Here is a 26,595-nt window from a genome sequence, read left to right on the forward strand (position 1 = left end):
CCGGCGGTCTCCTAATAGAATGTTTTGCGCGCCCTCTCGGCCCCCAGGGCGTGCCCCCCACGCCCGGAGGCCACGGCGCCGACCGCCGGAAAAAGAGGGTCCAGGCCCCGGTCGAGAACCACGAGTTCTCCCGGGACCTGGACCCTTTCTTCTGCTCTCGCCGTCCGCGTGACCAAACCCGCCACACGCGTGATCAGGGACGTAACTCGCGTGATCAGAGACGTAACTCGCGTGACCAGACGGACGACACGGTGTCGGCCGGGGCCATGTGCCGTGTCGTCCATCTGATCACGCGAGTCGTCCACACAAACACGCGTGTCGTCCATCTGATCACACGAGTTACGGCTCTGGGCACGCGAATGACGGGCCTGGGCACGCGAGTTACGGGTTCAGGCACGCGAGTTACGGGTTTGGGGACGTGGGGGAGGGCCGGGCACGGGAGAGGTGGAGGGGAGCGAACGCATTTAGAGGACTAAATGCGGGAGGAGGGCCGGGCGGCGTAGGTGGTAGATGTCCATGACCCGGCCCTTGCGGGACCGCGCGGAGGTGCGGACGGAGCGGATCTCCGCGCCGAGGTGCGGCGACGACCCAGGCCAACTGGACCCATCGAACGTCGCCGCTCTGGTGCTGGGCCGGTGCCAGCCGGGTTGCGAAAGTCAAAGCACAGACTCGTGTCTCGAAGGAGGTCTCCGGTGGACGTCACCCAGCTGCGAGCGCAGGCCCGCAGGCATCTCGGCCCGCACTTCACCCGCAAGGACACCTGGGCCTCGGATTTCCCGGTGTTCGTACGCGGCGAGGGAAGCTACCTGATCGACACCGAAGGACGCCGCCATCTCGACGGTCTCGCCGGGCTCTTCTGCGTCAACATGGGCCACGGGCGCGCCGACATCGCCAAGGCCGCCGCCGACCAGGTCGGCACCCTCGCCTACGCGAGCAACTGGGGTTCGGCGCACACCCCGGCGATCGAGGCGGCCACGCTGCTGGCCGAGCTCGCGCCCGGCGACCTCGGGACGACGTTCTTCGTCAACTCCGGCTCGGAGGCGGTCGAAACCGCGCTGAAATTCGCCCGGCAGTATCACCGCAGCCAGGGGCAGCCCGAGCGGACGAAGATCATCAGCCGCGACATGGCCTATCACGGCACCACCATCGGCGCCCTCTCGGTGACCGGGCTGGCGAAGATCAAGGAACCCTTCGGCCCGCTCATGCCCGGCGTCCGCCACGTGCCGAACACGTTGGGCCTGCTGGGAGACTGCGGCCCCGCGTCCGAATTGGACTGTGTCACGGCGATCGAGCGAGTCATCCTCGAAGAGGGACCGGAGACCATCGCGGCGCTGTTCGCCGAGCCGGTGCAGAACGGCCGCGGCGCACTGGTGCCGCCGAAGGGGTACTGGCCCGCTTTGCGTGCCCTGTGCGACAAGTACGGCATCCTGCTCGTGTCCGACGAGGTCATCTGTTCGTTCGGCAGGCTGGGGCACTGGTTCGGTCACGGTGTGACCGGAGTGGTGCCGGACCTGATTACCTTCGCCAAGGGATCGACGTCGGGGTACGCGCCGCTCGGTGGGGTGATCGTGCGCGAGAAGCTGGTCACCGAGCTGTACGACTCCCCGAAGGGCGGCGTCTTCACCCACGGTGCGACCTGGGGCGGACATCCCGTCGCCACCGCCGTCGCGGTCGCGAACCTCACCGCGATGCGGGACGAGAACGTGCTCGGCAACGTGCTCACCGAGGGCCCGGAGCTGTTCGCCGCGCTGAACTCGCTCAAGTCCGCGCACCGTTGCGTCAAGGACGTCCGTGGCACCGGATTCTTCTACGCCATCGAGCTGATGGCCGACCGCGACAGCGGCCGGGAGCTGACCGAGGCCGAGTCGTCGAAGGTGCTTCGCGAGGTGCTCCCGGAGGCGTTCCGGCGCACGGGCGTCATCCTCCGCGGCGACGATCGCGGCGCGACGATGCTGATGATCTCGCCGCCGCTCGTCGCCGATCGCGAGGTGCTCACCGAGCTTCTCCACGGCGTCGACGCGATGCTCAACGACGTCGAGAAGGCCGTCCAGCCCTGATCCTCTTTTCACCACGTGGGGGTCGCCGTCTTCCGGCGGCCCCCACTTCGTCCGTGGAGGTACTTCGATGAGCCTGACCACCGAGGTCACGCCGGACGCCCCGCTCGACGGCTGGCGGGAGGCGTTGCGCGGCCGGGATCTCCGCGTCGCCTTGCCGGACGGCGACGACGGTCGCGCCGTCCGTGCCGCGCTGACGCTCCGGGACGAAGGAGTCGTGCACCCCCTGCTTTTCGGTGACGGGGCGCGGCTTCGTGCCGCGGGGGCCCCGGAAGACCTGATCGTGGACGTCGCGGACGCCCTCACCGACGACGGGATCGAGGCCGCGCTGACGGCGGGATTCGCGCGTCGTCCGGAGAACCTCGACGCCGCCCGGCGCGATCCGGTGTTCGTGGCGGCCGCGGCCTTGCGGGCGGGCTGCGTGGACGCTTGTGTCGCCGGGGCGACCCGGCCGACCGCCGACGTCCTGCGCGCGGGGCTGCGGGTCGTGGGCCTTGCCCCTGGAGTGTCCACTTTGAGCAGTTGCTTCCTGCTGCTGCTCCCGGACGGGCGGCGGCTGACCTTTTCGGACTGTGCCGTGGTGCCCGAGCCGGACGCGGAGCAGCTGGCGGACATCGCCCTCGCCGCCGCGGCGACCCACCGTGGCCTGACGGGCGAAGACCCCGTGGTCGCGATGCTGTCGTTCAGCACGCAGGGGAGTGCCGCCCATCAGCGCGTCGACGTCGTCCGTGAGGCGACTTCCCTGGTGCGGCAGCGGGAACCCGGCCTTCCCGTGGACGGGGAATTGCAATTCGACGCCGCGCTGGTGGCTTCGATCGCGGCGGCCAAGGCACCCGGATCCGCGGTCGCCGGCCGCGCGAACGTCCTCGTCTTCCCCAATCTGGACGCGGGCAACATCGGCTACAAGATCGCGGAGCGGCTCGGGGGCGCCGTCGCGCTCGGCCCGATACTCCAGGGCCTCGCCGCGCCGCTCAACGACCTCTCCCGCGGCTGCTCGGCCTCCGACATCGAGACGCTCGCGCTCCTGACCGCCGTTCAAGCTAGCCGAGTAGGGCAAGGCTGACATAACCGATGGTGCCGACGAGCAAGGTGGAGAGCAGCCCGAGCAACAGCGCCCGGCCACCGGTGCGGACCAGGGTGCCGATCCGGACCGCGCAGCCGAGCCCGAAGAGCGCTCCCGCCAGCAGCAGCGTGCAGACCACCTTGGCGACGTCGAGCGCGACGCCCGGCAGGATCCCGGTGCTCCGCACCACCACCATCGCCAGGAAACCGAGGACGAACAGCGGGACCAGCGGCGTGCGCTTGCCGCCCGCGGACGGGCGGCGACGGCGTTCGTGCACGCTGACCGCCGCGACCATCGGCGCCAGCAGGACGACCCGGCTCAGCTTCACCACCACGGCGACCGCGACGGCGGCCGTCCCCGCCGGGGTGGCGGCCGCGACGACCTGCGCGACCTCGTGCACGCTCAACCCCGCCCAGCCGCCGAGCCGCAGCGCGTCCATTCCCAGCCAGCCGCCGAGGAGCGGGACCGCCGCGATCGCCAGGCCGCCGTAGAAGGTGACCAGGGCGACCGCCGTCGCGACGTCGGAGTCTTCACGCTCGACGACGCCTTCCATCGCCGCGATCGCCGACGCGCCACAGATGGAGAACCCGGTTGCGACCAGCATCGCGAGACCGCGCGGCACGCCGACCAGCCTGCCGAGCCCGATCGTGCCGAGGAACGTGAGACCGACCGTCAGCACGACCGCGAGCAGTGTGCCAGGACCGAGTGAGAGCACCGAAGGGATCGCGAGTTGCAGGCCGAGAAGGACGACACCGGCGCGCAGGAGCCTCTTCGTCACCTTCGCGATGGCTTGCCGGGTGCCGTCCGAAAGCACCGGCAGCGAGCCGGCGAGCACCCCGAGCACGACCGCGAGCGTGAGGGCGCTGAGCACGGGAACGGCGGTGCTCAGCAGGTACGCGACGGCCACCCCGAGCGCGGTGACGGCGAGACCGGTCAGATGCGGCTTCGTCCGCCGCGCATACGTGGTGCTCATGCTGACGAGCGTCGTCCGGAGAGGACGGTGCCGGTAGCCGGGAATGCGGCGGGTAGGTCATGCAGTTTGGCTATGACAGCGCCGGAGCTGGATTCCCTGCGCCTGCTCGTCCTGGTCGGCGAACTGGGCAGTATCGGGCAGGCCGCCACCACTCTCGGGATCGCGCAGGCGTCGGCGAGCAAGCGCCTGTCCTTTGTGGAACGACGGCTCGGACTGGTGCTGATGGACCGGACCCGCCGCGGCTCCGTGCTCACCCCGGACGGTCGGGTGATCGCCGGCTGGGCGCGCCGCGTGCTCACCGAGCTCGACGGGCTGCTCGACGGCGCCGAGGCCCTGCGGACCCGGCACGAGGCCGGCCTCCGTGTCGCGGCGAGCATGACACTGGCCGAACACCTGGTCCCGGGCTGGATCGGCGAGCTCAAACGCGCGAACCCGGGCCTCTACCTCGGCCTCGAGGTCACGAACTCGGATCAGGTGGCCGCACTGGCCCGCGAGGGCGAGGTCGACCTCGGCTTCGTCGAGTCGCCCGGCGCGCTGCCCGGTCTCACGTCGCGGAAGGTCGGGGGGGGGGACCATCTCGTGGTGGTCGTCTCCGGCGCCCATCCCTGGGCACGCGAACGTCGTCCGCTGACCCCGGCGGAGCTGGCGAGCACGCCGCTCGTGGTGCGGGAACACGGCTCCGGAACCAGGGAGACCGTCGACTCCGCCTTGCGCCTTGCCGGGGCGGGACCGGTGAAACCGTTGCTGGAGCTGGGTTCCGCGTCCGCCGTCCGCAACGCCGTGATCGCGGGCGCCGGCCCCGCGGTGATCAGCGCGCTGGACGTCACCGGTCACGATCTCGTGCCTGTCGCGGTGATAGGTGTCGACTTCGGACGCGTCCTGCGCGCGGTCTGGCCCGCCGGACGGCGCCTCGCCGGCCCGGCGGCGGAACTGCTGGCCTTGGCGACGCGCGAGCCGTCCTGAGTGGTATCTGGACCCCTTTCCCGCATCGTAACTGGCTCTCGCTCAGGGCCCGACTTGTTCCTACGGTGACCGGAACCACAATGGAGCTCCCAGCGCCACCGCCCCGGCGGTGCGTGCGAGAAGGAGGAGACGTGACTTCAGCGTCCGACCCGGCACAGAGCAGCGGCCTGAAACCAGGGCTCAAGCAGCGACATATGAACTTGATCGCCCTCGGCGGCGTCATCGGAGCGGGGCTGTTCGTCGGCAGCGGCGTGGTCATCCAGTCGGCCGGTCCGGCCGCGGTGGTCTCGTTCCTCATCGCGGGCCTGATCACCGTGCTCATCATGCGGATGCTCGCGGAGATGACGATCGCCAAACCCGCGCTCGGCTCGTTCTACGTCTACGCGAGGGAAGCGCTCGGCAATCGCGCGGGTTTCGCCGTCGGCTGGATGTACTGGTACTTCTTCGTGATCGTCGTGGCGGTCGAAGCCGTCGCGGGCGGCCGGATCCTGCAGCTGTGGGTACCGGACGTGCCACTGTGGGTGCTCAGTCTCGGCCTGCTCCTGATCCTCACCGGCACCAACATGGTCTCGGCCCGGTCCTACGGCGAGTTCGAGTACTGGTTCTCGTCGATCAAGGTCGTCGCGATCGTCGTCTTCCTGGTCGTCGGCGCCCTGTACCTGTTCGGTTTCTGGCCGGGTGCCCAAGGTGGGCTGACGAACCTGGTCTCCCACGGCGGATTCGCGCCACTCGGGATCGGCGCTGTGCTCGCGGCGGTGGTCCCGTGCATCGGCTTCTACACCGGCGCGGAGATCGTCACCATCGCCGCCGCCGAGTCCGCGGAACCGAAGAAGGCGATCGCGAAGGCCATGCGGTCGATCATCTTCCGGGTGGTGCTGTTCTACGTCGGTTCGGTGTTCCTCGTCGTCGCGATCAAGTCCTGGGACGATCCGGCGACCGCGGTGAGCCCGTACGCGGCCGTGCTGGAGGTGCTCGGCATCCCGGCCGTGGCCACGATCATGAACGCGATCGTCCTGACCGCGGTGCTCTCCTGCCTGAACTCGGCGCTCTACACCTCGTCGCGGATGCTGTTCGCGCTCACCAGCAACGGCGACGCCCCGAAGGCCTTCACCAGGCTTTCCCGCAGCGGTGTGCCGCGGCGCGCGATCCTGGCCGGGACCGCGATCGGGTACGTGTCGGTCATCGCCGCCTACACCTCGCCGGACCTGATCTTCCAGTTCCTGGTCAACTCCTACGGCGCCGTGGCGCTGTTCGTGTACCTCTCGATCGCGCTCGCGCAGGTGCGGCTCCGCCGCAGGCTGGAACGAGAGGATCCGGACAAGCTCACGCTCAAGATGTGGCTGTTCCCGTGGCTGAGCTACGCGACCATCGCGCTGATGGCCGCGGTGATCCTGGCGATGGCGCTGCTGCCCTCGACGCGGTCGCAGTTCTGGCTCAGCGCGGTGACGCTCGCGTTGATCCTCCTCGGATTCGAGATCCGGCGGCGGCGGGGAAGGCCGGTGGCGAAGGTGCCGTCCGGGCCCGTCGATCCCGTTCCCGGCGAACCCCAGCGTGCCCCGGCGACCGTCCGGGAGTGACCAGGACGGGCGGAAAGCGTCCCTTCACCGCATCCGGCGCGGTGAAGGACGCTTTCCGCCCGGCGGATCACCGGCTCACGGCGATCTCCCTGGTCACGCTGGAGAGTTTCTCGGGGTTGCGGACGTGGTAGGCGCCCGTGACCAAGCCGTTTTCGACCCGGACCGCCAGCACGCCGTCGATCTCTCCGCCGACGCGGATCAGCAACCCGGGGCCGCCGTTGACCTGTACCGGTTCGACGGATCTGTCCGCCTCGCGTTTCCACCAGCCGACCGCCAGCAGACGAGCCACCTTGTCCGCGCCCACGATCGGCCGCAGCAGGGCGTGTTTCACCCCGCCGCCGTCGCTGAGCGCGACGACGTCCGGCGCGAGGATGTCCAGCAGGCCCTGCAGATCGCCGGTTTCCACCGCCGACTGGAACGCCTGGAGCGCGGCCCGGTGCTCGGCCGGTGACCCGGTGCCGCGCGGTCTGCGCGCGGCGACATGGGCCCGCGCCCGGTGGGCGATCTGGCGTACGGCGGCGGGAGTCTTGTCGACGGCCTCGGCGATTTCGTCGTAGCCGACGGCGAACACCTCCCGCAGCACGAAGACCGCTCGCTCGGTCGGCGCGAGTGTTTCCAGCACCAGCAGCATCGCCATCGAGACGCTGGCGGCCAGTTCGACGTCCTCGGCGACATCGGGTGTGGTCAGCAGCGGTTCCGGTAGCCACGGGCCGACGTAGGACTCCTTGCGCCTGCCGAGCGTCCGCAGCCGTTTGAGCGCCTGCCGGGTGGTGATCCGGACCAGGAACGCCCGCGGATCCAGCACCGTGTCGAAGGTGACGCCCGCCCAGCGCAACCACGTTTCCTGCAGGACGTCCTCGGCGTCGGTGGCCGAACCGAGCATCTCGTAGGCCACGGTGAAAAGCAGATTGCGATGGGTCACGAACGCTTCGGTCGCCGGGTCCATGGCGCCCTGCGCCTCGGGTCGTTCATTCATCGCCGGTCCTCGCTTGGTCGTATCGGTCGTGCTTTGCCCATACGACCCCGGCCGGCACCGTTTTGTGACAGTCAGCCGGTTCCCAGCCAATCACGGATCGCGGCGACGAATTCCTCGGGTGCGTCGGACTCGACGTAGGTGCCCGCGCCCTCGACGATCACGGTCCGATGGCCGGGGAAGGTCGCTTCGAGGCGTTCGCGTTCCTGGGGGCGGAAGGCGATGTCGGCGTCGCCCCACACGATCAGCGTCGGCAGGTGGGCGACATCGGCGAGGCCCGCCTCGACTTCGGTGAAGAAGGCTCGGCTGGCGAGGGTCCGGCCGGGGAACACGGCGGAAGACTGCCGCCGCGCGGGGGTGTCCAGCGCCCGGCGGTAGTGGGTCATCTCCGCCGCGGTCGGCTTCCGCCGCCGGTGGCCGGTGGGGATGAACGTGTTGACGAGAAGGTTGAACCGCCGGACCAGGAAACGGCCGACGGGCCCGCCGATGACGCGGGAGAAGGCCTCGAAATGGAGGATCCCGTTGACCGGCCAGGCCCAGGTGTTCGCGAGCACGAGCCGATCGAACGCGCCTGGCCGTCGCTGAGCGGCGGCCAGGCCGATCAGGCCGCCCCAGTCCTGCCCGACGAGGGTCGCTTCCTCGATGCCGAGCGCGTCGATGAACCCGGTGACCACGTCGGCGTGCTCCTCGGGCCAGTAGCGGTAGCCGGGCTTCGGCGTCGACAGCCCGAAACCGGGGTAGTCGAGCGCGATGCACCGGAAGTCTCCGCGCAGCGCGCGGATCACGTCACGCCAGAGGAACGACCAGGTCGGATTGCCGTGCAGGAACACCAGGGTCGGCCCCGAGCCTTCGTCGATGTAGTGCACGGTGTTCCCGTCGATGTCGACGAAGCGGCTCTCGAACGGGAACAGGTCGTCGTCGACCCAGGAGGGCCGGACGTTCTCGGTGATGTCGGCCATCACGGCCCCCTCCAGCATCGGATGCTTGAGTTTTTCACGCGCACTTGAGAAGGTCAAGCGATGCGGAGTTACGGCCAGTACTGCGGGCTCGCCCGGGCGCTCGACGTCGTCGGCGACCGGTGGAATCTGCTCATCGTCCGCCAGCTCCTCATCGCCCCCGCCCGCTACCGGGAGCTGCTCGACGGGCTCCCCGGCGTGGCCACCAATCTGCTCGCCGATCGCCTCCGCGACCTCGAGGCCGCCGGCGTGGTCGAACGGAACCTGGCCGAGGGGACCAACGCCGTCGTCTACGCCCTCACGGAATGGGGCGCCGGGCTGCGCGAGCCGATCGAGGGCCTCGTCCGCTGGTCCGCCCCGCTCATGACGCGCGGGCCGGAGGGCGATCGCTTCGACGCCGCATGGCTCGTCGTCGCCCTTCGAGCGTTGCTGCCCGGCGAATCCGCCGCGCGCCGGTCGTCGGCGGTCGGCATCGAGGTGGACGGCTGCCGGTTCCAGGTGCGAGCGGCGCCGGGCGGAACGGAGATCGAGAAGCACGACGGTGGCGAACTCGACGCCGTCCTCCGGGCGGACGCGGCGATCGTGCTCGGGCTGGCGGCGGGTGCGCTCGAGCTCGACGACGTCGCCGGGCTCGTCGACATCGAGGGGGACGAAGCGGCGGTGCGGGACCTCCTCCAGACCCGCCATGCGGTCCCTCGGGCATGATCGGTTCATGCGTGTCTTGTCGGAGAGTCAGCTCGGTTCCATCCTGGCGGGCGTTCCCGCGTCATGCCCCCGGGTGGTGGTGAGCGGGAACTTCGCCACCCCGATGCGGGCGCTGAAAGTGCTGGACACGGCGCTGGCGGAGTACCGGCTGTTCGCGTTGAACGCGCAGGCCGGAATGCCGGACCGCGAAGGGGTGCTGCTGGAGACGCCGTTCGTGGGTGCCGGGATGCGCGGCCGCGCCGGGCTGCGGTATTTCCCGTCGCGGTTGTCGCTGGTGCCGCAACTGCTCAAGACCGCGTTGCCGCCGGACGTCGTCCTGCTGCACACCTCGGTTCCGGTGGACGGCATGGTGTCGCTGGGTACCGAGGTGAACATCCTGCCCGCGGCGGTCGAGGCGGTGCGGGCGCGTGGTGGCCTGGTCGTCGCGCAGCTCAACCCGGAGATGCCATTCGTCCATGGTGACGGAGTCCTTCCGGTCAGCGAGATCGACTACGCGCTCGAGGCGGCCGAGCCGCTCCTGTCACCGGTCCCGCGGCCAGTGGCGGACACGGCCCGGACCATCGGTGAGCGGGTGGCGGGCCTGGTCGAGGACGGCGCGACCCTGCAACTGGGCATCGGCGGGATCCCGGACGCGACACTGGCCGCGGTGACCGGACGACGCGGACTCGCGATCTGGTCGGAGATGTTCAGCGACGGCGTGCTCGCGCTCGACCGCGCCGGTGCCCTCGATCCGGCGGTGCCGGTGACGGCGTCGTTCGTGTTCGGCACCGCGGAGCTGTACCGCTGGCTCGACCGCAACCCGCGGGTTCGCTTGCTGCGCACGGAAAAAACGAACGATCCCGCCGTGATCGCCCGTCAGCGTGGCCTGGTGTCGGTGAACAGCGCGCTCGAAGTGGACCTGTTCGCGCAGGCCAACGCGAGCCGGGTGCGAGGCGCGATCTATTCGGGATTCGGCGGGCAGACGGACTTCGTGGTCGGGGCGTTGCATTCACCCGGCGGGCGGGCGATCATCGCGCTGCCGTCGTGGCATCCGAAGGCCGACGTCTCGACCGTCGTGCCGCGGCTGACCGGGCCGGTGACGTCGTTCCAGCACAGTTTCCTGGTGAGCGAACACGGCGTCGCGACCATCTGGGGCAACGATTCGAACGAACAGGCGCGGCAGATCGTCGACCACGTCGCGCATCCCTCGGCCAGGGAAGAGCTCGTGACGCGGGGCAGGGAACTGGGATTCACGCTCTCGTAGTGCCGGTTTTCCTTGAGGGTGCGGGGCATGTCGCGAAAGCCTCTTTCGTCCGGTGCGAGGTCGACCCGCACTGAACGGCCGGCTCGCCCCCGGGAGTTCCACCCTCACCGAGGGAAAGCCGGCCGCCCTGTGACGCGGTGGGGACGCGTGCGCACCACCCACCGCCGCCGGGGGCTCTCGGCCTGCCAGTGGCTACCCTCACGCGAGGGGTTCAAACCGGTGGGACGGCTCAGGAAGAGCGATCGGTTCGTCAGAGGCCGTTCGCCCGCCCACTGGGGTATCGCGTCGGTGGCGGGGCTGTCGTCGTTGCCTGCCAACGGCAGCGCCGCCTTCCGCGTCGTCGCCGTCGGCCGCGCGTCGATTTGGTTCTACGACAGCGGCGTCCGATGCCGGAAGCATGCGTTCGAGTTTCGTCCAGCCGGTCCAGCCTCGCGTTCTCAGCAGCTCGATCAGCCGGCGGGCCGGCGGGGCGGTGTCGAAGGCGAGTGCGTCCATCAGTTCGGCGAACGGCGGTGCGACGTCGGTGTCGCCGACATAGGCCTCGTTCCGCTCGTCCGCCATCCGCGTGATGTGGACGGCCAGCTTGTCGGCGAGCTCGATCAGCCCGGTATCGTCGTCGCTCCGGTCGAGCGCCTGCCCCAGGGTGAGATAGAAATCGATGAGCGGCGGATCGGCGAGCTGCTCCCTCTTGCGCGCCGCCCATTCCGGGATCCGTTCGGGTGAGTGCGCGGCCAGCAGGATCCAGCCGTCCCGCTCGACCTGGACGATCCGCTCGTCGATGCCGTGAGCCCGCAGCACGTCGAGAATCGCGACCACCTCCGGCGGCAGCACCAGAGCGTCCCCAGCGGCCAGCCGGGCGATCCGCTCGCGATGCCGCTGCCGTTGGCGGATTTCGGCCCGCAGCCGCTCGTCGATGTCGGCGACCGCCGCGGCGAACTCGCGTTCGTCGGCCTGGAGCAGTTCCCGCACTCGCGACAGCGGGACCCCGGCTTCGGCGAGCGTCCTGATCCTGACCAGCTCGATCACCGCACCGGCGTCGTACCGCCGGTAACCGGAATGGTCGCGCTCGGGCTCCGGCAGCAGGCCCTTGGCGTGATAGTGCCGCACCGCGCGCACCGTCACCCCCGCGTACGACGCCAGCTCACCGATGGTCAACATCCGCTCAGTGTGCGGCAACGCGGATCAGCCGGGCGATCTCCCGGGCGTGGGTGACGACGAGCCGGTGGTCGGCGTCGAGCCACGACGTGGAGACGTGCGGCCGCTCGCGGGTGAGCCGTTCGACTCCGGCGCGCCAGTTCTCGTTGCGCCACCGCGCACGTTCTTCGCCGTTGTCCCCGGCCATCGAGGCCGCCATGATCAGGTGAATCGGACAGTCGATCCTCCGATACCGGTCGAGGATGCCGGAGCGCACCGCTTCGATCTCGAGGTTGAGGTCGAGAAAGTCTTGAGGGGAAAGCAGAACCTGACGCGCGGTGCCCGCCACCCGCTCGAACTCGTGCCGCAGTCCCTCCGCCATCGCACGGAACTCCGGCAGGTCGGCTTCGGTGAGGAACGGTTCGGGCACCGGGTTCGCGCCGTCGATGAGGACGAGCGCGGACACGGTGTCCGGATGGCCGGCGGCGTAGTGCACGGCCAGGTCCGCGCCCAGCGAATGACCCACGAGAACGGCCTGCGGGCCGACGTAGCCAGACTCCGCCATGACAGCACCGAAATCGCCGAGGAACGCCTCGAAGGTGTACCGGTCGGCGGGGGAGGAGAGGCCGTGGCCCCTCAGATCGAACGTCACCACGTCGTGGTCGCGGCGCAGCAACCCGATCAGCTCGTGCAGATCCGCCTGTGGCGTGAGCAGCCCGGGACACAGCACCAGCGGCCGTCCCCGGCCGCCGCGGGAGCCCCGGATCGCGACGCCGTCTTGGTGGACCGTGAAGTGGCTGTCTCGTGTGTTCATGGCAGCCATGCTGAGGGGTTGACCCTGCGTCAGGGTCAACTTCAGCGCGGATACAGGCGGATGATCCCCGACGGGGAAAGTGTCACCAGGTGATCGGGACGCCGACGGGGCCGCGAAGGGTGAGGAACATCCGCCGCCAGGCGAGTTCTTCGAACGGCACGGCCAGTCTCAGTCGTGGTGCGGCGGCGAGTAAGGCGGTGAGCCCGGCCTGGAGTTCCGTGCGGGCCAGTGCCGCCCCGAGGCAATGATGTGGCCCGTGCCCGAAAGTGAGATGGCCGGGTGTACGAGCGGGATCGACCAGCTCCGGTTCCGGAAACCGCCTGCGATCGTGGTTGCCCGCCCGCAAGGGCGCGAGGACGAATTCGCCCGCTCGGATCGGGACTCCGCCTATCTCGGCGTCCTCGACGGCGACGCGTCCTTGGTCCATGGCCGAACTCTGGTCCTGTCGCAGGAGTTCCTCGACCAGTGCGGGGATCCCGGCGGGTTCGCGGGGGAGTGCCGGTTCGACCGCCAGCCGGAGTACGGCCTGAGCCAGCGCGTTCGCCGGCGGGACGTATCCGGCGATCACGATCGCGAAGGCGAGCTGCGTGATCTCGTCCGGGCGCAACGAGTCGCCGGAGTCGTCGCGGGCCTCGATCAGGCCGGTCAGCAGATCGTCACCGGGAGCGTTTCGCTTGGTCTCCACCAATTCCGCGAGATAGCCGCCCAGCTTTTGGGCCGCTTCGGCCATTTCTTCATAGCTCGGCGCGGTGAACACCGCGACGATGCTGTCGGTCCAGGACCGCAGCTCGCCGCGAACCGACTGTGGGACACCGAGAAGCTCGCTGAGCGAGGCGAGGGCGAAAGGAATCGCGAACCCGTTCAGCGCGTCGGCGGGCCGGCCCTGCGAGATCAGCTTCGCGGCCGACTCCGCCGCGAGGGCTTCCAGGCGCGGGCGCAACAGTTCGATCCGGCGCGGGGTGAGCGCCTTGGCCGCGATGCGCCGCAGCCGCGCGTGCGCGGGGCCCGACATGGTGAAGAGCAGTCCTGCGCCGTCGGCCGAGCCGGTCCCCGGTACCCAGGGGCGGAACCGCTGATCGCCGAGCAAGCCCCGGATGTCCGCGTAACGCGTGACGAGCCAGGCGTCCTCACCGGAGGCCAGGCGCACCCGGCCGACGGGTTCCTCGTCCTGACGGCGGATGAATTCCGCGGGACACCGCAACGGTTCCGTGTCCGTGAACGGGTATTCGGCTGCCCCAGTCATGTTCCCTCTCCGTTCTTCGGTCTTCCGGTCGTCTTCTCGGCCAGCGAGTGCAACGGTGTGAGGGCGGAATCCTCGTCCACCCCCAGCGCGCGAGCGGTCAGCAGCCGGTACAGCTCGTCGGCCGCGCGGGTGAGGCGCTCGGCCCGGTCCGCGACCGAGTCCTCGTCCGGATCGAGCTCGGCGAGCGCCGCGGCGAGGATCTCTTCGGCGGCACGCTGCTGGCGCCGGGCGACGGCTTCGACCAACGCGTCGACCGGGACGACCAGGGTGCGGCGACGATCCGCCGGATCAGGACGCGTCACGAGCGCGCCCTCCGCCCGCATCCTGGCGACGGCACCGGAGACGTGGCTCTGCGCGAAACCGGTGCGGGCGGTCAATTCGCCGATCGACAAGCCCGGCTCCTCGACGAGCACCGAGATCAGCACGTCGTGGATCTCCGGGGTCTCCGGATCCGAATCGTCACGCATGCCCTGGGCGGCCAGCTCCATCAGGTGCTTGCCGAGAAGATACAACTCACTGGCCTTCACATCGATAACGATACATCTAAAACGATGCTAATGCGGGTTTCGAGGGGGTGTCGCGGTCGGTACCGTACCGGCGACAGGGTGTGCCGAGAACCGATGCGTTGCGAGGTGTGGGGTGTCCGTGGCGGGCGAACGGGTTCCAGAGGGTGTCGACATCCGAGTGCCCAGTGCGGCACGGGTCTACGACTGGTTGCTTGGCGGCAGCCACAATTTCGACGCCGACCGCGCTGTCGGCGAGAAGGTCATGGCGGTCCTGCCGACGGGCCGCCAGGTCGCCGCGTCCAACCGGGCGTTCCTTCGCCGCGCCGTGCAGTACATGGTCGGGCAGGGGATCACCCGGTTCCTCGATCTGGGTTCAGGGATCCCGGCCGTCGGCAACGTGCACGAAATCGCCCAGGACATGGACCCCGGATGCCGGGTGGTCTACGTCGACTACGACAAGGTCGCCGTCGCCCACAGCCGGCTCATCCTGGACGGGAACCCGAACGCCAGTGTCGTCGAGGAAGATCTCTGCGGTCCGGAAGCGGTCTTGAACTCGGAGGCGGCGCGGGCGTTGCTGGCCGACGGCGAGCCGATCGGGCTGCTCATGGTGGCCGTGTTCCACTTCATCCCGGACAGCCTGCGCCCCGCGGAGATCGTCACCCGCTACCGCGAGGCACTGCCCGCCGGCAGCCTGGTCGCGTTGTCGCATCTGACCGCGGACCACGCGCCCCTGGAAATGGCGGCGGTCACCGAGGCGATGAAGAACAGCAGGGATCCCATGTATTTCCGCCCCTACGCCGAAGTGGCCGCTCTCTTCGATGGGCTGGAGCTGGTCGACCCCGGTGTGGTGAGCGCGCCACTGTGGCGGCCGGAACCCGGTCTCCGCGATATCGAACCGGACGACGTCTACGCCGGCGTCGGACGCAAGGTCTGAGTCCGGTCACGTCGTGAATCTGTGGACGGTCACCACCACCGGACGCCGCGGTCGATGCAGGTGTCCCACCAGGGGTCGGACTGGCAGATCGTGACGATGTCCTTCTTCTTCGAGATCTTCTTGTTGTAATGGGTGCACTTCGGACCTGAAGTCGTGTCCCGGTAGTAAGGCTTCGCCGGAGGCGAGCTCACCGTTTCCTGGAACGAAGCGTAGGCCCAGTAGTCGTTCGCCTTCTTGTCGCACACGGTGAAATCGCGGTCCTTCAGGTCGACGACGACCCTGGCGAGGAGCGGTCCGCCGAGCTCCTGGAGGTCGAAATTCCGGTAGCGCTCGCTGTCCTGGGCCACGGACTCCTCGTTCTGGCCCTCCAGTTCCGTCGTCGTGACGGCCGAGGCCGAGCCGGCGCCCAGCGTCAACAGCGCGGCGGTCGTAACGCCGACAAAATGCAGTTTACGCACAACTATCCCTTTCTGACTTTGTGGAATTCGCCCGGTTGTTCGTTGGGCGTGGGAATTACCATCGCCGATGGACGCGGGCCGCATACACACCTTTTCGCCAGAACGAAAACCGGGGTAGCCGATGGCGAATTCCGGATCCGGCGTCGACCGGGGCCGAGACCGTTTGTCATGCTGCCGGTGTGGCAACCACGGAAACACAGCCCGTTCAGGCGTCCGCCGGCCGGGGGAGAGCACTGGTCCTGGTGTGTCTGGCCGGCGTGCTCTGGGGCACGATCGGTCCGGTCATCCCGGTCGTCCACCACGCTTCGGGCCTCTCACCACTGGCCATCGGCGGCTACCGCGCCCTCGTCGCGGTCGTCGTCCTGGTGATCGCCGCCGCCGTGCTGCGGCGGTCGCGTGACTGCGTGCGGCTCGGGCGGCGGCATTGGCGGCGAGTGACCGTGGTCGGGGTTTCGACGGCGATCTTCCAGCTGCTCTTCTTCGTGGCCGTCCTGTGGGCCGGGGTGAGCATCACCACCGTGGTGTGTCTGGGATTCGCGCCGGTGCTGTTGCTGATCACCGGCAGCGTCCGGCGTCGCCGCAGGCCTTCCGCCGGCCAGTTCGTCACGGTCACGGTCGCACTCGCGGGGCTCCTCCTCGTCAGCGTTGCCGGTAGCCCTGACGGCGAAGCGCCGTATCCGGTTCTAGGTGTGCTCGCCGCACTCGCGTCCGGCGCCGCCTACGCCCTCTCTGCTGACGCAGCCGGTCCACTGTCGCTGCGGCTCGACACACTGACCATGACCACGACGACGACCTGTGTCGCCGCGATGGTCCTCGTTCCCGCCGGGCTGATCGTGCCGCTGGCGACCGGCGGTGGGATGTGGACCGGCGACCTCGGGTCGTGGGCGCTGATCGGCTACCTCGGGGCCGTGACCATGGCGCTCGCTTACGCACTGCTGTTCACCGGCCTCCGGTCCACACCCAGCGGCGCGGCGGTGGTGGCGACCCTGCTCGAACCGGTCACCGCCGTCGTGATCGCCGTCGTCTGGCTGGATGAACGGCTCACGGCCGCGGGGGTGGTGGGGGTCGTGCTGATCATGGCCGCGATCGGCAGCCTGGGACGTCACTCGAAGGAACCCGCGCCGCAATGATCCGCGACCGGCTCAGCTCGTTTCCCGGACGACCAGCCGGTGCGGGGCGACGATCGAGCGCGGTGATCGCGGGCTCGACATCTGCTCGGCCAGCCGGTCGAGGGCGAGTTCGGCGATGCGATCCTTGTCCGGAGAGACGGTGGTGAGCGCCGGGACACTGAACCTGCCGTCTTCGATGTCGTCGAAACCGATCAGTGCCAAGGAATCCGGCACCGCGACGCCGCGGTCGGCGGCGGCTCGCGACGCGCCCAGCGCGAGTTCGTCGGTGAAGCAGAAAACCGCGTCGGGCGGCCGGGGAGAGTCCAGCAGCCGCAGCATCGCCTGATGGCCGTCGGCGCGATGCAGACTTGGCACGGTCACCTCAAGCTCGGGTTCGGCGGGTAGCCCGGCGTCGGCGAGCGCCTCCCGGTACCCGGCCAGCCGCTGGCGGGCCGTCGCGTTGAGCGAACGCGGCTGGCTCCCGACCGCGGCGATCCGCCGCCGGCCGCGCGCCAGCAGGTGCGCGGTGGCCTCGCGTGCGGCCGCGACGTTGTCGATCGCGACGTGGTCGACCCCGGCGGTTCCGTCGTGCTCCCCGAGAAGCACGAGCGGAGCGGTGTCGGTCCGGGAGGCCAGCTCCGCGGGGGTCACCGCCCACGGGCTGAACAGCACGCCGTCGACCAGCTGGCTGCGCCGTCCGTGCAGCAGTTGCGTCTCCCGTTCGGCGTCGCCGTCGGTCTGGTCGATGAGGACCGTCAGCCCCCGGGCTTCGGCGATACGCACCGTCCGCGCGGCGAGCTCGGAGAAGTAGGGCGAGTCGATTTCCGGGATCACCAGCGCGACCAGCCCCGTCCGGCCTTGCCGGAGTGTCCGGGCGGCCATGTTGGGCCGGTAGCCGAGGGCGTCGATACTCGCCTGCACCCGCTCCCTGGTCGCCGGGGCGACGTAGCGGAAGCCGTTGACCACGTTCGACACCGTCCGCACGGACACCCCGGCGTGCTCGGCCACATCCCGCAGCTTCGGGTTCATCCTCGTCCTCTCGCTCCCGGCGAGGATACCTCTTGCAACGTGGCATGCCACGTTGCAAACTGAGCTGACAGTGCCGTGTCGCCCGGAGGTCGAGATGCCCGTCAACCACACCGTCCCCGCCCCGCTGTCCGCCGACGAACTCGAATCCCTGACCGCCCGCCTGCACCGGGAGGGCATCATCGGTCTCCCGCAGGCGTTCAGTCGTGAGTGGGTCGGACGGCTGGGCGAAGACATCGAGACGGCGTTCGCCGAAGCGCGCGGCCGCGAGAACGGTGCGGTCGGTCGCGGACCCGACCGGTTCTACGTCGAAATCCATCCCGAACAGTTGCGGGGGTTCGCCGAATTGGCGTCCCATCCGTGGATCACCGCCGTCGCCGAGGCCGTGCTGGGTCCGGAGTACCGGATCGTCGAGGTCGGCTTCGACGTCCCGCTGGCGGGCGCGATGGACCAGCCATGGCACCGCGACTTCCCGATGCCTGAGGAGACCGCCCGCAACGGCAGGCTGAACTCGTTGGCCGTCAACGTGACCGCCGTCGACACCGAACCGGACATGGGGCCCTTCGAGATCGCGCCCGGCACGCACTGGGAGGACGGCGGCACGTTCGAGCACGGCATGTTCCCTCCCCGGGAGGCGTACCCGCGCTACCGGGAGCTGGCCGTACGCAAATTCCCGCGTATGGGCGACATTTCGATCCGGTCGGCGCTGACCGTCCACAGAGGAACCGCGAACCACTCGGCCAAGAGCCGTCCCGTTCTCGTCCTCGGTCTCGACGGGCCCGGTGCGGGCAACGACGCCCGCCACGACACCGCCGTGACACGGGAATTCTGGGCGACCCTGCCGGACTCGGTGCGCGCCCACCTCGATTGCCCGATCGTCGACACTCTGCGGCCCATCACGCAGAAGCACACTATCGAGGGGCTTGTGATGGGCGAATCCGGCATCTGAGTCGAAACCGGCCGGTTCGCAGCGGCCGGACGGTGGTTCTTCGTCGTCGCCTAATTCGCTGATTTCCCGGCAATTCGGTCCCTTTCGGGGATAAACCCCGCGCACTTTCTCCGCATCTCCTCGGCGAATACATTCCGTCGATTCACGGTGGGGAGAAAATTCCCGCGGTGATGTTTCCCGGTGCTTTCCCGCGATCCGAGAACCGCGCAGGAACGCCGGCGGCCGCGGGGCTGGGTGATCGAGAGCTGATCGAGCTGGTGAGGTGGGCGAGTTTCACAGCCGCCGGCCGTGCCGTTTCGGTCGCCTCGCTTCGGGCCCGGCGCCGGGCCCGCCTCCCTCCGCCGGACCGCGTCCCTCACTGTGTGGATTTTGGGGCGTTGGATGACCCGAAATCCACACAGTCCGGCGAGACCGTCCCTGACGCGACCGGTGTGTGGAAATGGGGACACTCAACGTCCCTATTTCCACACACCCCACAAGGGAACGCCACTCGCGACTCGGTCGAGAAGCGCTCGAATCGGGTGCCCAGGCCACGAAATCCGCCCCGTGCGGACAGTGGGCCCGCCGCTTCACCGTGGCTGTCCCGGGCCGGTCGCGGATCTCCCCGTCCAAGCCTGGCGCGGGCGTCCTGGCGAACCTCCGCATTTCACGTCACCGCGATATTTCTGAATCGATTGCGGAAATCGGCCGACCGGCTGCCGGTGAACGTTTCCCATGACAAGGTGTCGGTTAATATCCGACGTGTCACCGAATGTGATCGATCGAGTGTCGTTTGTGTCCGAAGGACCGTCGTGAAGTGCCGCCAAGGGCGCCGATTCGGGCGTAACTCGCGGAAAATTGCGACGTATGGTCCAATATGGATGGAGCGTTCGGACTAAATCCGCGAAATTCGTATTCCACGGCGCGGCCGGTCGTCATAACCTTGCGTGATTCTTCACCTGAATCTGCACTGGGGAGCAAGATGAAGTCCACGCCGTTGTTGTTGTCGCGCGCCCGAAAAACCTCGGAGCGACTGCTCGACGCCCGATGACCCGACCCGGCTGCGTCAGCCGATTCGACGTACACGCCCGGCAGTCACCCGACCGGATCGCGGTCCACGAGCACGGCGCCGCGCTCACCTACGCCCGCCTCGCCGGGCTCGCGGGCGGCCGCGCGCTGCGGTTGCACGACGCCGGTGTGCGGCCGGGGGAGCGGGTCGGGCTCGTCACCGGGCACGGCAGCGCCGCGATCGCGGCGATCCTCGGCACCCTCGCCGTGGGCTGCACCTATGTCCCGCTGGACCCGACCTTCCCCCGGGAGCGGCTCGAATACCAGCTCGCGGCCGCGCGCGTGACCGCCGTACTCGCCGACCCGGAGTACGCCGGGCTCGCGGAGTTCTTGTGCCGCACCGGATCCGCGCGGCTGGTGCGGTCGGGCGCGGAGACCGCGCCGCTCCCGGTGCCCGAATCCGATCCGGACGGCTTGGCGTACGTGCTGTTCACGTCCGGGTCCACCGGCAGGCCGAAGGCCGTCGCACAGACCCACCGCAACCTCCTGCACGTCGTCGACAACCAGATCGACGCGCTCGGCATCACCCCGGCCGACCGGCTCAGCCTGCTCGCGTCCTTCGGCTTCGACGCGGCGATCCCGGACCTCTACCCGGCACTGCTCACCGGCGCCGCACTCGTGCCGGTCGACCTTCGCGCGCACGGCGTCGCCCACGCCGCGCGCGAGCTGGCCCGGCACGAGGTGACCGTCTATCACTCGACGCCCACGGTCTACCGGCACCTGCTCGACGTCCTCGGCGAGACCGGCCTCCCCTCCGTGCGGACCGTGCTGCTCGGCGGCGAACAGGCGACCCACGCCGACGTCCGCCGCGGCCGGTTCGCGCCGGACTGCGTGTTCGTCAACGGTTACGGCGCCACCGAGGTGACCTTCGCCGCGCACTACCGGACGACCGCCGCCGAGCTGGACCCGGACGCCGAGGGGCCGCTGCCGATCGGGCGCGCGCTGCCGGGGTTCGCGCTCTCCGTGCTGGAGACCGGCGAGATCGAGGTGCGCGGACGGCACCTCGTCGACGGCTATCTCGACCAGCCGAGCCCGGCGTTCGGGGCGACCGCCGACGGTGGCCGTCGCTACCGGACCGGCGACCTCGGCACGCTGCTGCCGGACGGGAACCTCGTCTGCCTCGGCAGGCTCGACCGGCAGGTCAAGGTCCGCGGCTTCCGGGTGGAGCTGACCGAGATCGAAGCCAAGCTCGCCGAGCAGCCCGGCGTGGCCGAAGCCCGCGCGATCGTGCGAGACGGCGACCTGCTCGCCTACGTGACGGCCGCCGGCCCGCGTCCGGACGGCAGGGTCCTGCGAGCCGCACTGGCGGACGCGCTCCCTGGCTACTCGGTACCCGCGGCCGTCGCGGTGCTGGACGCTTTTCCGCTGACCGTCACCGGAAAGCTCGACGAACTGGCGCTGCCGGACCCACGCTCGGCCGCGACCGTCCCGGCCGAGCGGCTGACCCCGGCCGAGGAACGTGTGCACCGGATCTGGTGCGAGGTGCTGGGCCGTGACCGGATCGGCAGCACCGAAGCGTTCTTCGACGCCGGTGGCGACTCGCTGCGGCTCGGGCGGGTGCAGGTGCGGCTGGCCGACGAGTTCGGCGTGGACGTCCCGCTGCTCGCGCTGTTCGAGCGCACGACGATCGCCGGGCAGGCCGCCTGGCTCACGGAGTCCACTTCGGACACTCGGGCGCCGGTCACCGCGGAGGAGCAGGCCGGGGACCTCATCGCCGTCGTCGGACTGGCCTGCCGGTTCCCCGGCGCGCCGGACGCCGCCTCGTTCTGGTGGAACCTCTGCGCGGGTGTCGACTCGATCCACGACTACGCCGAGGAAGAGCTGTCGGCGCTGGGCATCGGGCCGGGTTTGCGTGCAGACCCGGCGTACGTCCGGGCGGGTGGCCGGATCGAGGGGATCGAGGAGTTCGACGCCGGGTTCTTCGGCTTCACCGCCGACGAGGCCGCGCGAACCGACCCGCAGCACCGGCTCTTCCTCGAAACGGCTTGGCAGGCACTCGAAGACGCGGGACGTGATCCCGCCGCCGAGACCGGGCCGGTCGGGGTGTTCACGGCCGCCTCGGTGAACCGCTACTTCCTGTTCCACCTGTTCGGCAACCCGGCGGTGACCGGCGACGTCGACCCGGACGACTGGGAGGGGCGGCTGACCGGCCGCCAGCTCACCGACCACCTGCCCGGCCAGGTCGCCTACCGGCTCGGGCTGACCGGTCCGGCGATGGCCGTGCAGAGCGCGTGTTCCAGTTCGCTCGCGGCGGTGGCGCTGGCCGCGCAGAGCCTCGCGGACTACCGGTGCGACGTCGCACTGGCCGGCGGGGTGAGCGTGACGTGGCCGCGGTACCGCGGTGGCGGGCTCGTCTCGCCGGACGGCCGCTGCCGCGCGTTCGACGTCGCCGCGGCGGGCGCCGGGTTCAGCTCGGGCGCCGGGGTGGTCGTGCTCCGGCGGCTGGCGGACGCGCTCGCCGATCGGGACCACGTCTACGCCGTGCTACCCGGCTGGGCGATCACGAACGACGGCCCGGACCGCGCGGGCTACGCCGTGCCGGGACCGGCCGGGCAGGCGGCCGCGGTGGCCGAGGCGCTGGCCGTCGCGGAGGTCACCCCGGACGAGGTCGCGCTGCTCGAAGCCCACGGCAGCGGCACCCCGCTGGGGGACGCGATCGAGGTGGCCGCGCTGAACCGCGTCTACCGGGACGCGGCGCCGGAATCGTGTGCGCTGGGTTCGGTGAAGACGAACATCGGGCACCTCGACGCCGCGGCCGGTATCGCCGGACTGATCAAGGCCGTGTTGTCCGTGCGGCACGGTGTCATCCCGCCGAGCCTGCATTTCACGGCCCCGCACCCGGAGGTCGACCTGGCCGGCGGCCCCTGGTACGTCCCGGCGAAGGCCACCGACTGGCCCGTCCGCGAGCGGCGGCTGGCCGGGGTCAGCTCGTTCGGCATGGGCGGCACGAACGTGCACATGATCGTGGAGGAGGCGCCTGCCGTCGCGCCGCGCCCCGTGGCGAGTGGCCCCTTCGTCCTGCCGGTGTCCGCGCGTGACCCGAAGGCGTTGCGCGAGGCGGTGTCCCTGCTGCGCGATCGGCTCGCCACGGACGCGCCGGACCTCAGGGACGTGGCGTACACGCTTTCGAGCCGGAGGGCGTTCGCGTACCGGGCCGCCGTGGTGGCGGACTCGGTCGCGTCGGCCGTCGACGCGCTCGATGCCTTGCTGGCGAACGGAACCGACGTCGAGGGCCCGGCCGGAGCAGGGCGGGAACCGGCCGTCCGCTGGGCCGCGGGCGGCGAGATCGAGTGGGACGCGGGCGGCGAACCCGGCCGCGTCCCGTTGCCGGGTTATCCGTTCCAGCGGGAGCGGCACTGGATCGACCCACCGCCTCACCACACGACCGACCAGGAGACCCCTCGGTGACCGACACCTTGCCCGTCGTGGGTGGCCACGGCCCGCCACTGTCCTATCCGGACACCACGCTCACCGAGCTGATCCTCGCCCAGGCGGCGCGCACCCCGGATGCCGTCGCCGTCCGGCAGGGCGACACCCGGCTCACCTACCGCGAACTGGTCGCTTCGGCGACCGGCGTCGCCCGGCTGCTGCGGTCACGGGGTGCCGGACCCGGCGTTCGCGTCGGTGTCTGCGCGCACCGGCGGCCGGAGCTGATCTCGACCGTCGTGGGTGTCCTGCTGTCCGGGGCCGCCTACGTGCCGCTCGAACCCGGCGGCCCGAAGGCGCGGCTGGCCGAAATCGCCGAGGACGCCGGGATCTCGCTGGTCGTCGGCGACTGCGCGACGGACGAATTCGGTGCCGTGGAAGGCATCGAAGCTCTCGACGTGCCCCCGCCCGCGGATGGGCCCGCCGAATGCCCCGCCGGTCCGGACGACCTCGTCCACCTCCTCTACACCTCCGGCTCCACCGGACGGCCCAAGGGCGTGCTGACCAGTCACCGCAACGTGGTCGCGTTCGTCACCGGCTTCGCCGCCGCCCTCGGGATCCGGCCCGGCGCCAGGGCGCTCGGCATCTCCTCGCTCGCCTTCGACGCCTTCACCATGGACGTGTTCGTCCCGCTGACGCACGGCGGATCGGTCCAGCTCACCAGTACCGCCGACCGGGCCGACCCCGAACGGCTGCGGCGGTTCCTCGTCGAGCACGACGTCGAATGGGGTTTCGTCACGCCGACGCTGTTGTCCATGGTGGACCCCGCCGCCGTCCCCGGCTGGCGCGTCATCGCCTGTGGTGGCGAGCCGGTGCCCGCGGAGCTCGCCGCACGCTGGATGCCGGGCAGGCGGTTCTTCAACGCCTACGGCCCGACCGAGACCACCGTCGTGGTCGTCACCGACGAGGTCACCGGTATCCCGGCCGACCCGCTGCCGCTCGGCCGCCCGACGCCGAATCACCGGGCGTACGTCGTGGACGCCGAGCTTCGGCCGGTGGCGCCCGGCGAGATCGGCGAGCTCCTGATCGGCGGTCCTGGCGTCGCGCTCGGCTACCTCGGCAGCCCGGAGCTGACCGCCGCGAAGTTCGTGGACGACCCGATCACGCCGGGGGAACGGCTTTACCGCACGGGCGACCTGGCCCGCGAGTTGCCCGACGGCAGGCTGGAGTTCCTCGGCCGCGCCGACCGGCAGGTGAAGGTCCGCGGCCAGCGGATCGAGCTGGGCGAGGTGGAGGCCGCGCTCACGAGCCACCCGGACGTCGACGCCGCGGCCGTGACGGCCGTTCCGGGGCCGGGCGGAACCCGGCTGGTGGCCTTCCTGGCGCCGGCGTCCGCACCGTCCGATGTGGACGACCTCGGTCAGGGCCTGCTCACCGCGGCGATGCGCCCGGCCGCGGTCCGGGTGCTCGACCGGCTGCCGGTCAACCCGCTCACCGGCAAGATCGACCGGCCCGCGCTGCGCGACCTGGCCGAAGCGGCGCTGGCGGGGCAACGGGAGGACCTCGGCCCGCTCGGCACCCCGGCCGAACGCGCGGTCGCGGCCATCTGGCGGCGCGTGCTCGGCGACGGCGCGGGGACGGATTTCCTGGCCTCGGGCGGGAATTCGATCGCCGCGATGCGCTTGGTCGCGGCGCTACGGGCGGAGCTGGCCGCGGACGTCGCCACGGAGGACGTCTTGGCAGGCGGCACTCTCGACGGGCTCACCCGGAGGGTCGCGACCGCGTCGCCGCTGACCGGGCCGGGGCTGACCACCGGGCACGCGCCCGCGCTGTCGCCGCAGCAGCGGCGGCTGTGGTTCCTCGACCAGCTCGCCCCGGACGCCGCGCCCTACAACATCGCGATGGCGTTCCGGCTGACCGGCGCGCTGGACGTCGAAGCGCTGCGTCACGCCTTGCGCGCGGTCGCCGAGCGGCACGACGTGCTCCGCTGGCGGATCCGCACCGTCGACGGCGCGCCGCTGGCGGATCGCCTGCCCCCGTCGGACGTTCCGCTGCCGGTGGCGCCGGTGACCGAGGACGGTCTGCGGGCCCGGCTGGCCGCCGACGCCGCGACGCCGGTGCGACTCGACCGTGAGGCTCCCTGGCGTGTGCGGCTCTACCGGCTCGGCGAGACGGAGCACGTGCTCGGCTTCACGGTGCACCACGCGGTGTTCGACGGCTGGTCGCAGGAACTGCTGTGCGCCGACCTGTCGGCTGCCTACCGGGGCGAGCCGCTACCGCCGCCGGCGGCCTCCTATGCGGACTACGCGGTGTGGCGGGCCGGACGCGACGAACGCCGCGCGGCCGTGGATGCCGCCTGGTGGACCGAACATCTCGCCGGTGCACCGACCACAGTGGACCTTCCGCGGGACCGGCCGCGCCCGGCCGTGCAGACCTACCGGGGCGCGAGCCTGCGTCGGTCCTTTCCGGACGGTGCCGCGGAATCGGTGCGGGCACTGGCCGCCCGCACCGGCACGACGCGCGCGGGGGTGCTGCTCGCCGCGTTCGGCCAGCTGCTGCGGCGGCTCACCGGCGCGACCGACCACCTGGTCGCCACGGTCGTCGCGGACCGGCAGCTCGCCGAAAGCCAAGACGTCGCGGGGTTCTTCGTGGACATCGTGCCGGTGCGGCTGCGGGCCGACGACGCCGCGGATTTCGCCACGCACGTCCGCGACGGCGGCGCGGAACTCCTCGCCGCGACCGCGCATCCGGCCGCGCCGGTGGAGCGGCTCGTCGAAGCCCTCGGCGTGCCCCGAGACCCCGCGCACTCCCCGCTCGTGCAGGTGATGTTCAACGTCCTGAACTTCACCGAGCCGCGGCTGGAGCTGCCGGGCGTGGCCTCGGCGTGGCTGCCGGTCGACAAGCCGGGGTCGCCGTTCGACCTCACGGTGTACGTCCACGACGACGGCGTCGAACTGCTGTACAACCCGGACCTGTTCGGCCAAGACCGGATGGCCGGGCTCGCCGAGGACTACGTCGCCCTGCTCGGCGCGCTGGCCGCGGCGCCGGACGCGCCGGTCGGGACGAGTGCGCCGGAGCTGCCGCGGGCGGCTGTCCGCACCGCCGCGCCGGCCGCGACGACCCGCGTCCGGGCACGTCCGCCGTCGGTGGCCGCGGACCCGGCGGTGCTCGCCGCGACCGAGGCCGTGATCGCTCGGGCCTGGTGTGACGTCCTCGGTGTCGCCGAAGTCGGGCACACCGACAATTTCTTCGACGTCGGCGGGAATTCGCTCGCCCTGGCCCGGGTCCACGCCCAGCTCACCGACCGGCTCGCCCGCCGGATCCCGATGGTCGACCTGCTCAGCCATCCCACCGTCCGCGCCCTCGCCGCGCATCTGCACTCCGGTGTCGCCGCCAGCCCTGAGCTGGCCCGTGCCGCCGAACGCGTCGCCGCCCGCCGCGGCCGCACCCAGACCAGAAGACCCCGTCGCACCGCCGGCCCGGCCGGCCCCTGATAGGAGCA

The 26,595-nt window shown here is 70.6% G+C and carries 20 protein-coding genes; 11 read left to right on the forward strand and 9 right to left on the reverse strand.

The genetic code is table 11. The annotated features are described in order from the left end of the window. The first annotated feature begins 692 nt into the window (after positions 1 to 692). On the forward strand, positions 693 to 2,057 hold the full coding sequence (locus ACZ3HL_RS37115) for an aspartate aminotransferase family protein (RefSeq protein ID WP_465536084.1): 1,365 nt from the start codon (positions 693 to 695) through the stop codon (positions 2,055 to 2,057). A gap of 67 nt (positions 2,058 to 2,124) precedes the next feature. Then, positions 2,125 to 3,117: a phosphotransacetylase gene (locus ACZ3HL_RS37120; protein WP_465536086.1), complete on the forward strand. Its 993-nt coding sequence runs from the start codon at positions 2,125 to 2,127 to the stop codon at positions 3,115 to 3,117. On the opposite strand, the gene ACZ3HL_RS37125 is transcribed toward ACZ3HL_RS37120, so the two are convergent. Beyond that, positions 3,095 to 4,090, reverse strand: a complete 996-nt coding sequence (locus ACZ3HL_RS37125) for a YeiH family protein (protein ID WP_465536088.1) — start codon at positions 4,088 to 4,090, stop codon at positions 3,095 to 3,097. The two genes, ACZ3HL_RS37120 and ACZ3HL_RS37125, sit on opposite strands and share 23 nt — an antisense overlap. Before the next feature lie 72 nt (positions 4,091 to 4,162). On the opposite strand from ACZ3HL_RS37125, the gene ACZ3HL_RS37130 reads away from it, so the two are divergent. Then, a complete protein-coding gene (locus tag ACZ3HL_RS37130) occupies positions 4,163 to 5,053 on the forward strand; it encodes a LysR substrate-binding domain-containing protein (protein ID WP_465536090.1) in 891 nt (296 codons plus the stop codon). A 194-nt stretch (positions 5,054 to 5,247) separates the two neighbouring features. Continuing rightward, positions 5,248 to 6,630, forward strand: coding sequence for an amino acid permease (locus ACZ3HL_RS37135; RefSeq protein ID WP_465536258.1), 1,383 nt, complete (start codon positions 5,248 to 5,250; stop codon positions 6,628 to 6,630). Between the two features lie 67 nt (positions 6,631 to 6,697). Here the strand turns inward: ACZ3HL_RS37135 and ACZ3HL_RS37140 are convergent, their stop codons facing one another. Together ACZ3HL_RS37140 and ACZ3HL_RS37145 are read right to left on the reverse strand one after the other, a co-directional pair. Further along, positions 6,698 to 7,606: an RNA polymerase sigma-70 factor gene (locus ACZ3HL_RS37140; protein ID WP_465536092.1), complete on the reverse strand. Its 909-nt coding sequence runs from the start codon at positions 7,604 to 7,606 to the stop codon at positions 6,698 to 6,700. A gap of 71 nt (positions 7,607 to 7,677) precedes the next feature. Continuing rightward, positions 7,678 to 8,562 (reverse strand): alpha/beta fold hydrolase, encoded by an 885-nt coding sequence (locus tag ACZ3HL_RS37145; protein WP_465411767.1) that lies wholly within the window; start codon positions 8,560 to 8,562, stop codon positions 7,678 to 7,680. Between the two features lie 60 nt (positions 8,563 to 8,622). On the opposite strand from ACZ3HL_RS37145, the gene ACZ3HL_RS37150 reads away from it, so the two are divergent. After that, on the forward strand, positions 8,623 to 9,264 hold the full coding sequence (locus ACZ3HL_RS37150; RefSeq protein ID WP_465536094.1) for a winged helix-turn-helix transcriptional regulator: 642 nt from the start codon (positions 8,623 to 8,625) through the stop codon (positions 9,262 to 9,264). 7 nt (positions 9,265 to 9,271) lie between these two features. Continuing rightward, positions 9,272 to 10,507: an acetyl-CoA hydrolase/transferase family protein gene (locus ACZ3HL_RS37155; RefSeq protein ID WP_465411765.1), complete on the forward strand. Its 1,236-nt coding sequence runs from the start codon at positions 9,272 to 9,274 to the stop codon at positions 10,505 to 10,507. Positions 10,508 to 10,705: 198 nt separating this feature from the next. On the opposite strand, the gene ACZ3HL_RS37160 is transcribed toward ACZ3HL_RS37155, so the two are convergent. The 4 genes from ACZ3HL_RS37160 to ACZ3HL_RS37175 all read right to left on the reverse strand — a co-directional run bounded on the left by ACZ3HL_RS37160 (position 10,706) and on the right by ACZ3HL_RS37175 (position 14,225). Next, positions 10,706 to 11,665, reverse strand: coding sequence for a MerR family transcriptional regulator (locus ACZ3HL_RS37160; RefSeq protein ID WP_465536096.1), 960 nt, complete (start codon positions 11,663 to 11,665; stop codon positions 10,706 to 10,708). Positions 11,666 to 11,669: 4 nt separating this feature from the next. Then, a complete protein-coding gene (locus ACZ3HL_RS37165; RefSeq protein WP_465536098.1) occupies positions 11,670 to 12,455 on the reverse strand; it encodes an alpha/beta fold hydrolase in 786 nt (261 codons plus the stop codon). Between the two features lie 82 nt (positions 12,456 to 12,537). Further along, positions 12,538 to 13,698 (reverse strand): cytochrome P450, encoded by a 1,161-nt coding sequence (locus ACZ3HL_RS37170; RefSeq protein ID WP_465536100.1) that lies wholly within the window; start codon positions 13,696 to 13,698, stop codon positions 12,538 to 12,540. Next, complete coding sequence (locus ACZ3HL_RS37175) at positions 13,695 to 14,225, reverse strand: MarR family transcriptional regulator (RefSeq protein WP_465536102.1); 531 nt, start codon at positions 14,223 to 14,225, stop codon at positions 13,695 to 13,697. The genes ACZ3HL_RS37170 and ACZ3HL_RS37175 overlap by 4 nt, the downstream gene beginning before the upstream one ends. Positions 14,226 to 14,343: 118 nt before the next feature. Here ACZ3HL_RS37175 and ACZ3HL_RS37180 point away from each other — a divergent pair, with 118 nt between their 5' ends. Further along, a complete protein-coding gene (locus ACZ3HL_RS37180) occupies positions 14,344 to 15,138 on the forward strand; it encodes an SAM-dependent methyltransferase (protein ID WP_465536104.1) in 795 nt (264 codons plus the stop codon). A 29-nt stretch (positions 15,139 to 15,167) separates the two neighbouring features. Here ACZ3HL_RS37180 and ACZ3HL_RS37185 read toward each other — a convergent pair whose 3' ends face one another. Beyond that, positions 15,168 to 15,596 (reverse strand): hypothetical protein, encoded by a 429-nt coding sequence (locus tag ACZ3HL_RS37185; protein WP_465536106.1) that lies wholly within the window; start codon positions 15,594 to 15,596, stop codon positions 15,168 to 15,170. A gap of 179 nt (positions 15,597 to 15,775) precedes the next feature. Between ACZ3HL_RS37185 and ACZ3HL_RS37190 the strand changes: the two genes are divergently transcribed. After that, on the forward strand, positions 15,776 to 16,726 hold the full coding sequence (locus ACZ3HL_RS37190; RefSeq protein ID WP_465536108.1) for a DMT family transporter: 951 nt from the start codon (positions 15,776 to 15,778) through the stop codon (positions 16,724 to 16,726). A 12-nt stretch (positions 16,727 to 16,738) separates the two neighbouring features. Here ACZ3HL_RS37190 and ACZ3HL_RS37195 read toward each other — a convergent pair whose 3' ends face one another. Beyond that, the gene (locus ACZ3HL_RS37195; protein WP_465411757.1) at positions 16,739 to 17,734 is read right to left on the reverse strand and encodes a LacI family DNA-binding transcriptional regulator; all 996 of its coding nucleotides are present in this window, start codon (positions 17,732 to 17,734) and stop codon (positions 16,739 to 16,741) included. A gap of 94 nt (positions 17,735 to 17,828) precedes the next feature. On the opposite strand from ACZ3HL_RS37195, the gene ACZ3HL_RS37200 reads away from it, so the two are divergent. The 3 genes from ACZ3HL_RS37200 to ACZ3HL_RS37210 all read left to right on the forward strand — a co-directional run bounded on the left by ACZ3HL_RS37200 (position 17,829) and on the right by ACZ3HL_RS37210 (position 26,587). Continuing rightward, a complete protein-coding gene (locus ACZ3HL_RS37200) occupies positions 17,829 to 18,680 on the forward strand; it encodes a phytanoyl-CoA dioxygenase family protein (RefSeq protein ID WP_465536110.1) in 852 nt (283 codons plus the stop codon). Positions 18,681 to 19,706: 1,026 nt separating this feature from the next. Next, on the forward strand, positions 19,707 to 23,135 hold the full coding sequence (locus tag ACZ3HL_RS37205) for a beta-ketoacyl synthase N-terminal-like domain-containing protein (protein ID WP_465536112.1): 3,429 nt from the start codon (positions 19,707 to 19,709) through the stop codon (positions 23,133 to 23,135). Beyond that, the gene (locus tag ACZ3HL_RS37210) at positions 23,132 to 26,587 is read left to right on the forward strand and encodes an acyl carrier protein (RefSeq protein ID WP_465536114.1); all 3,456 of its coding nucleotides are present in this window, start codon (positions 23,132 to 23,134) and stop codon (positions 26,585 to 26,587) included. The genes ACZ3HL_RS37205 and ACZ3HL_RS37210 overlap by 4 nt, the downstream gene beginning before the upstream one ends. Positions 26,588 to 26,595: the final 8 nt, after the last annotated feature.

This window comes from Amycolatopsis sp. NPDC000009, from assembly GCF_055563465.1.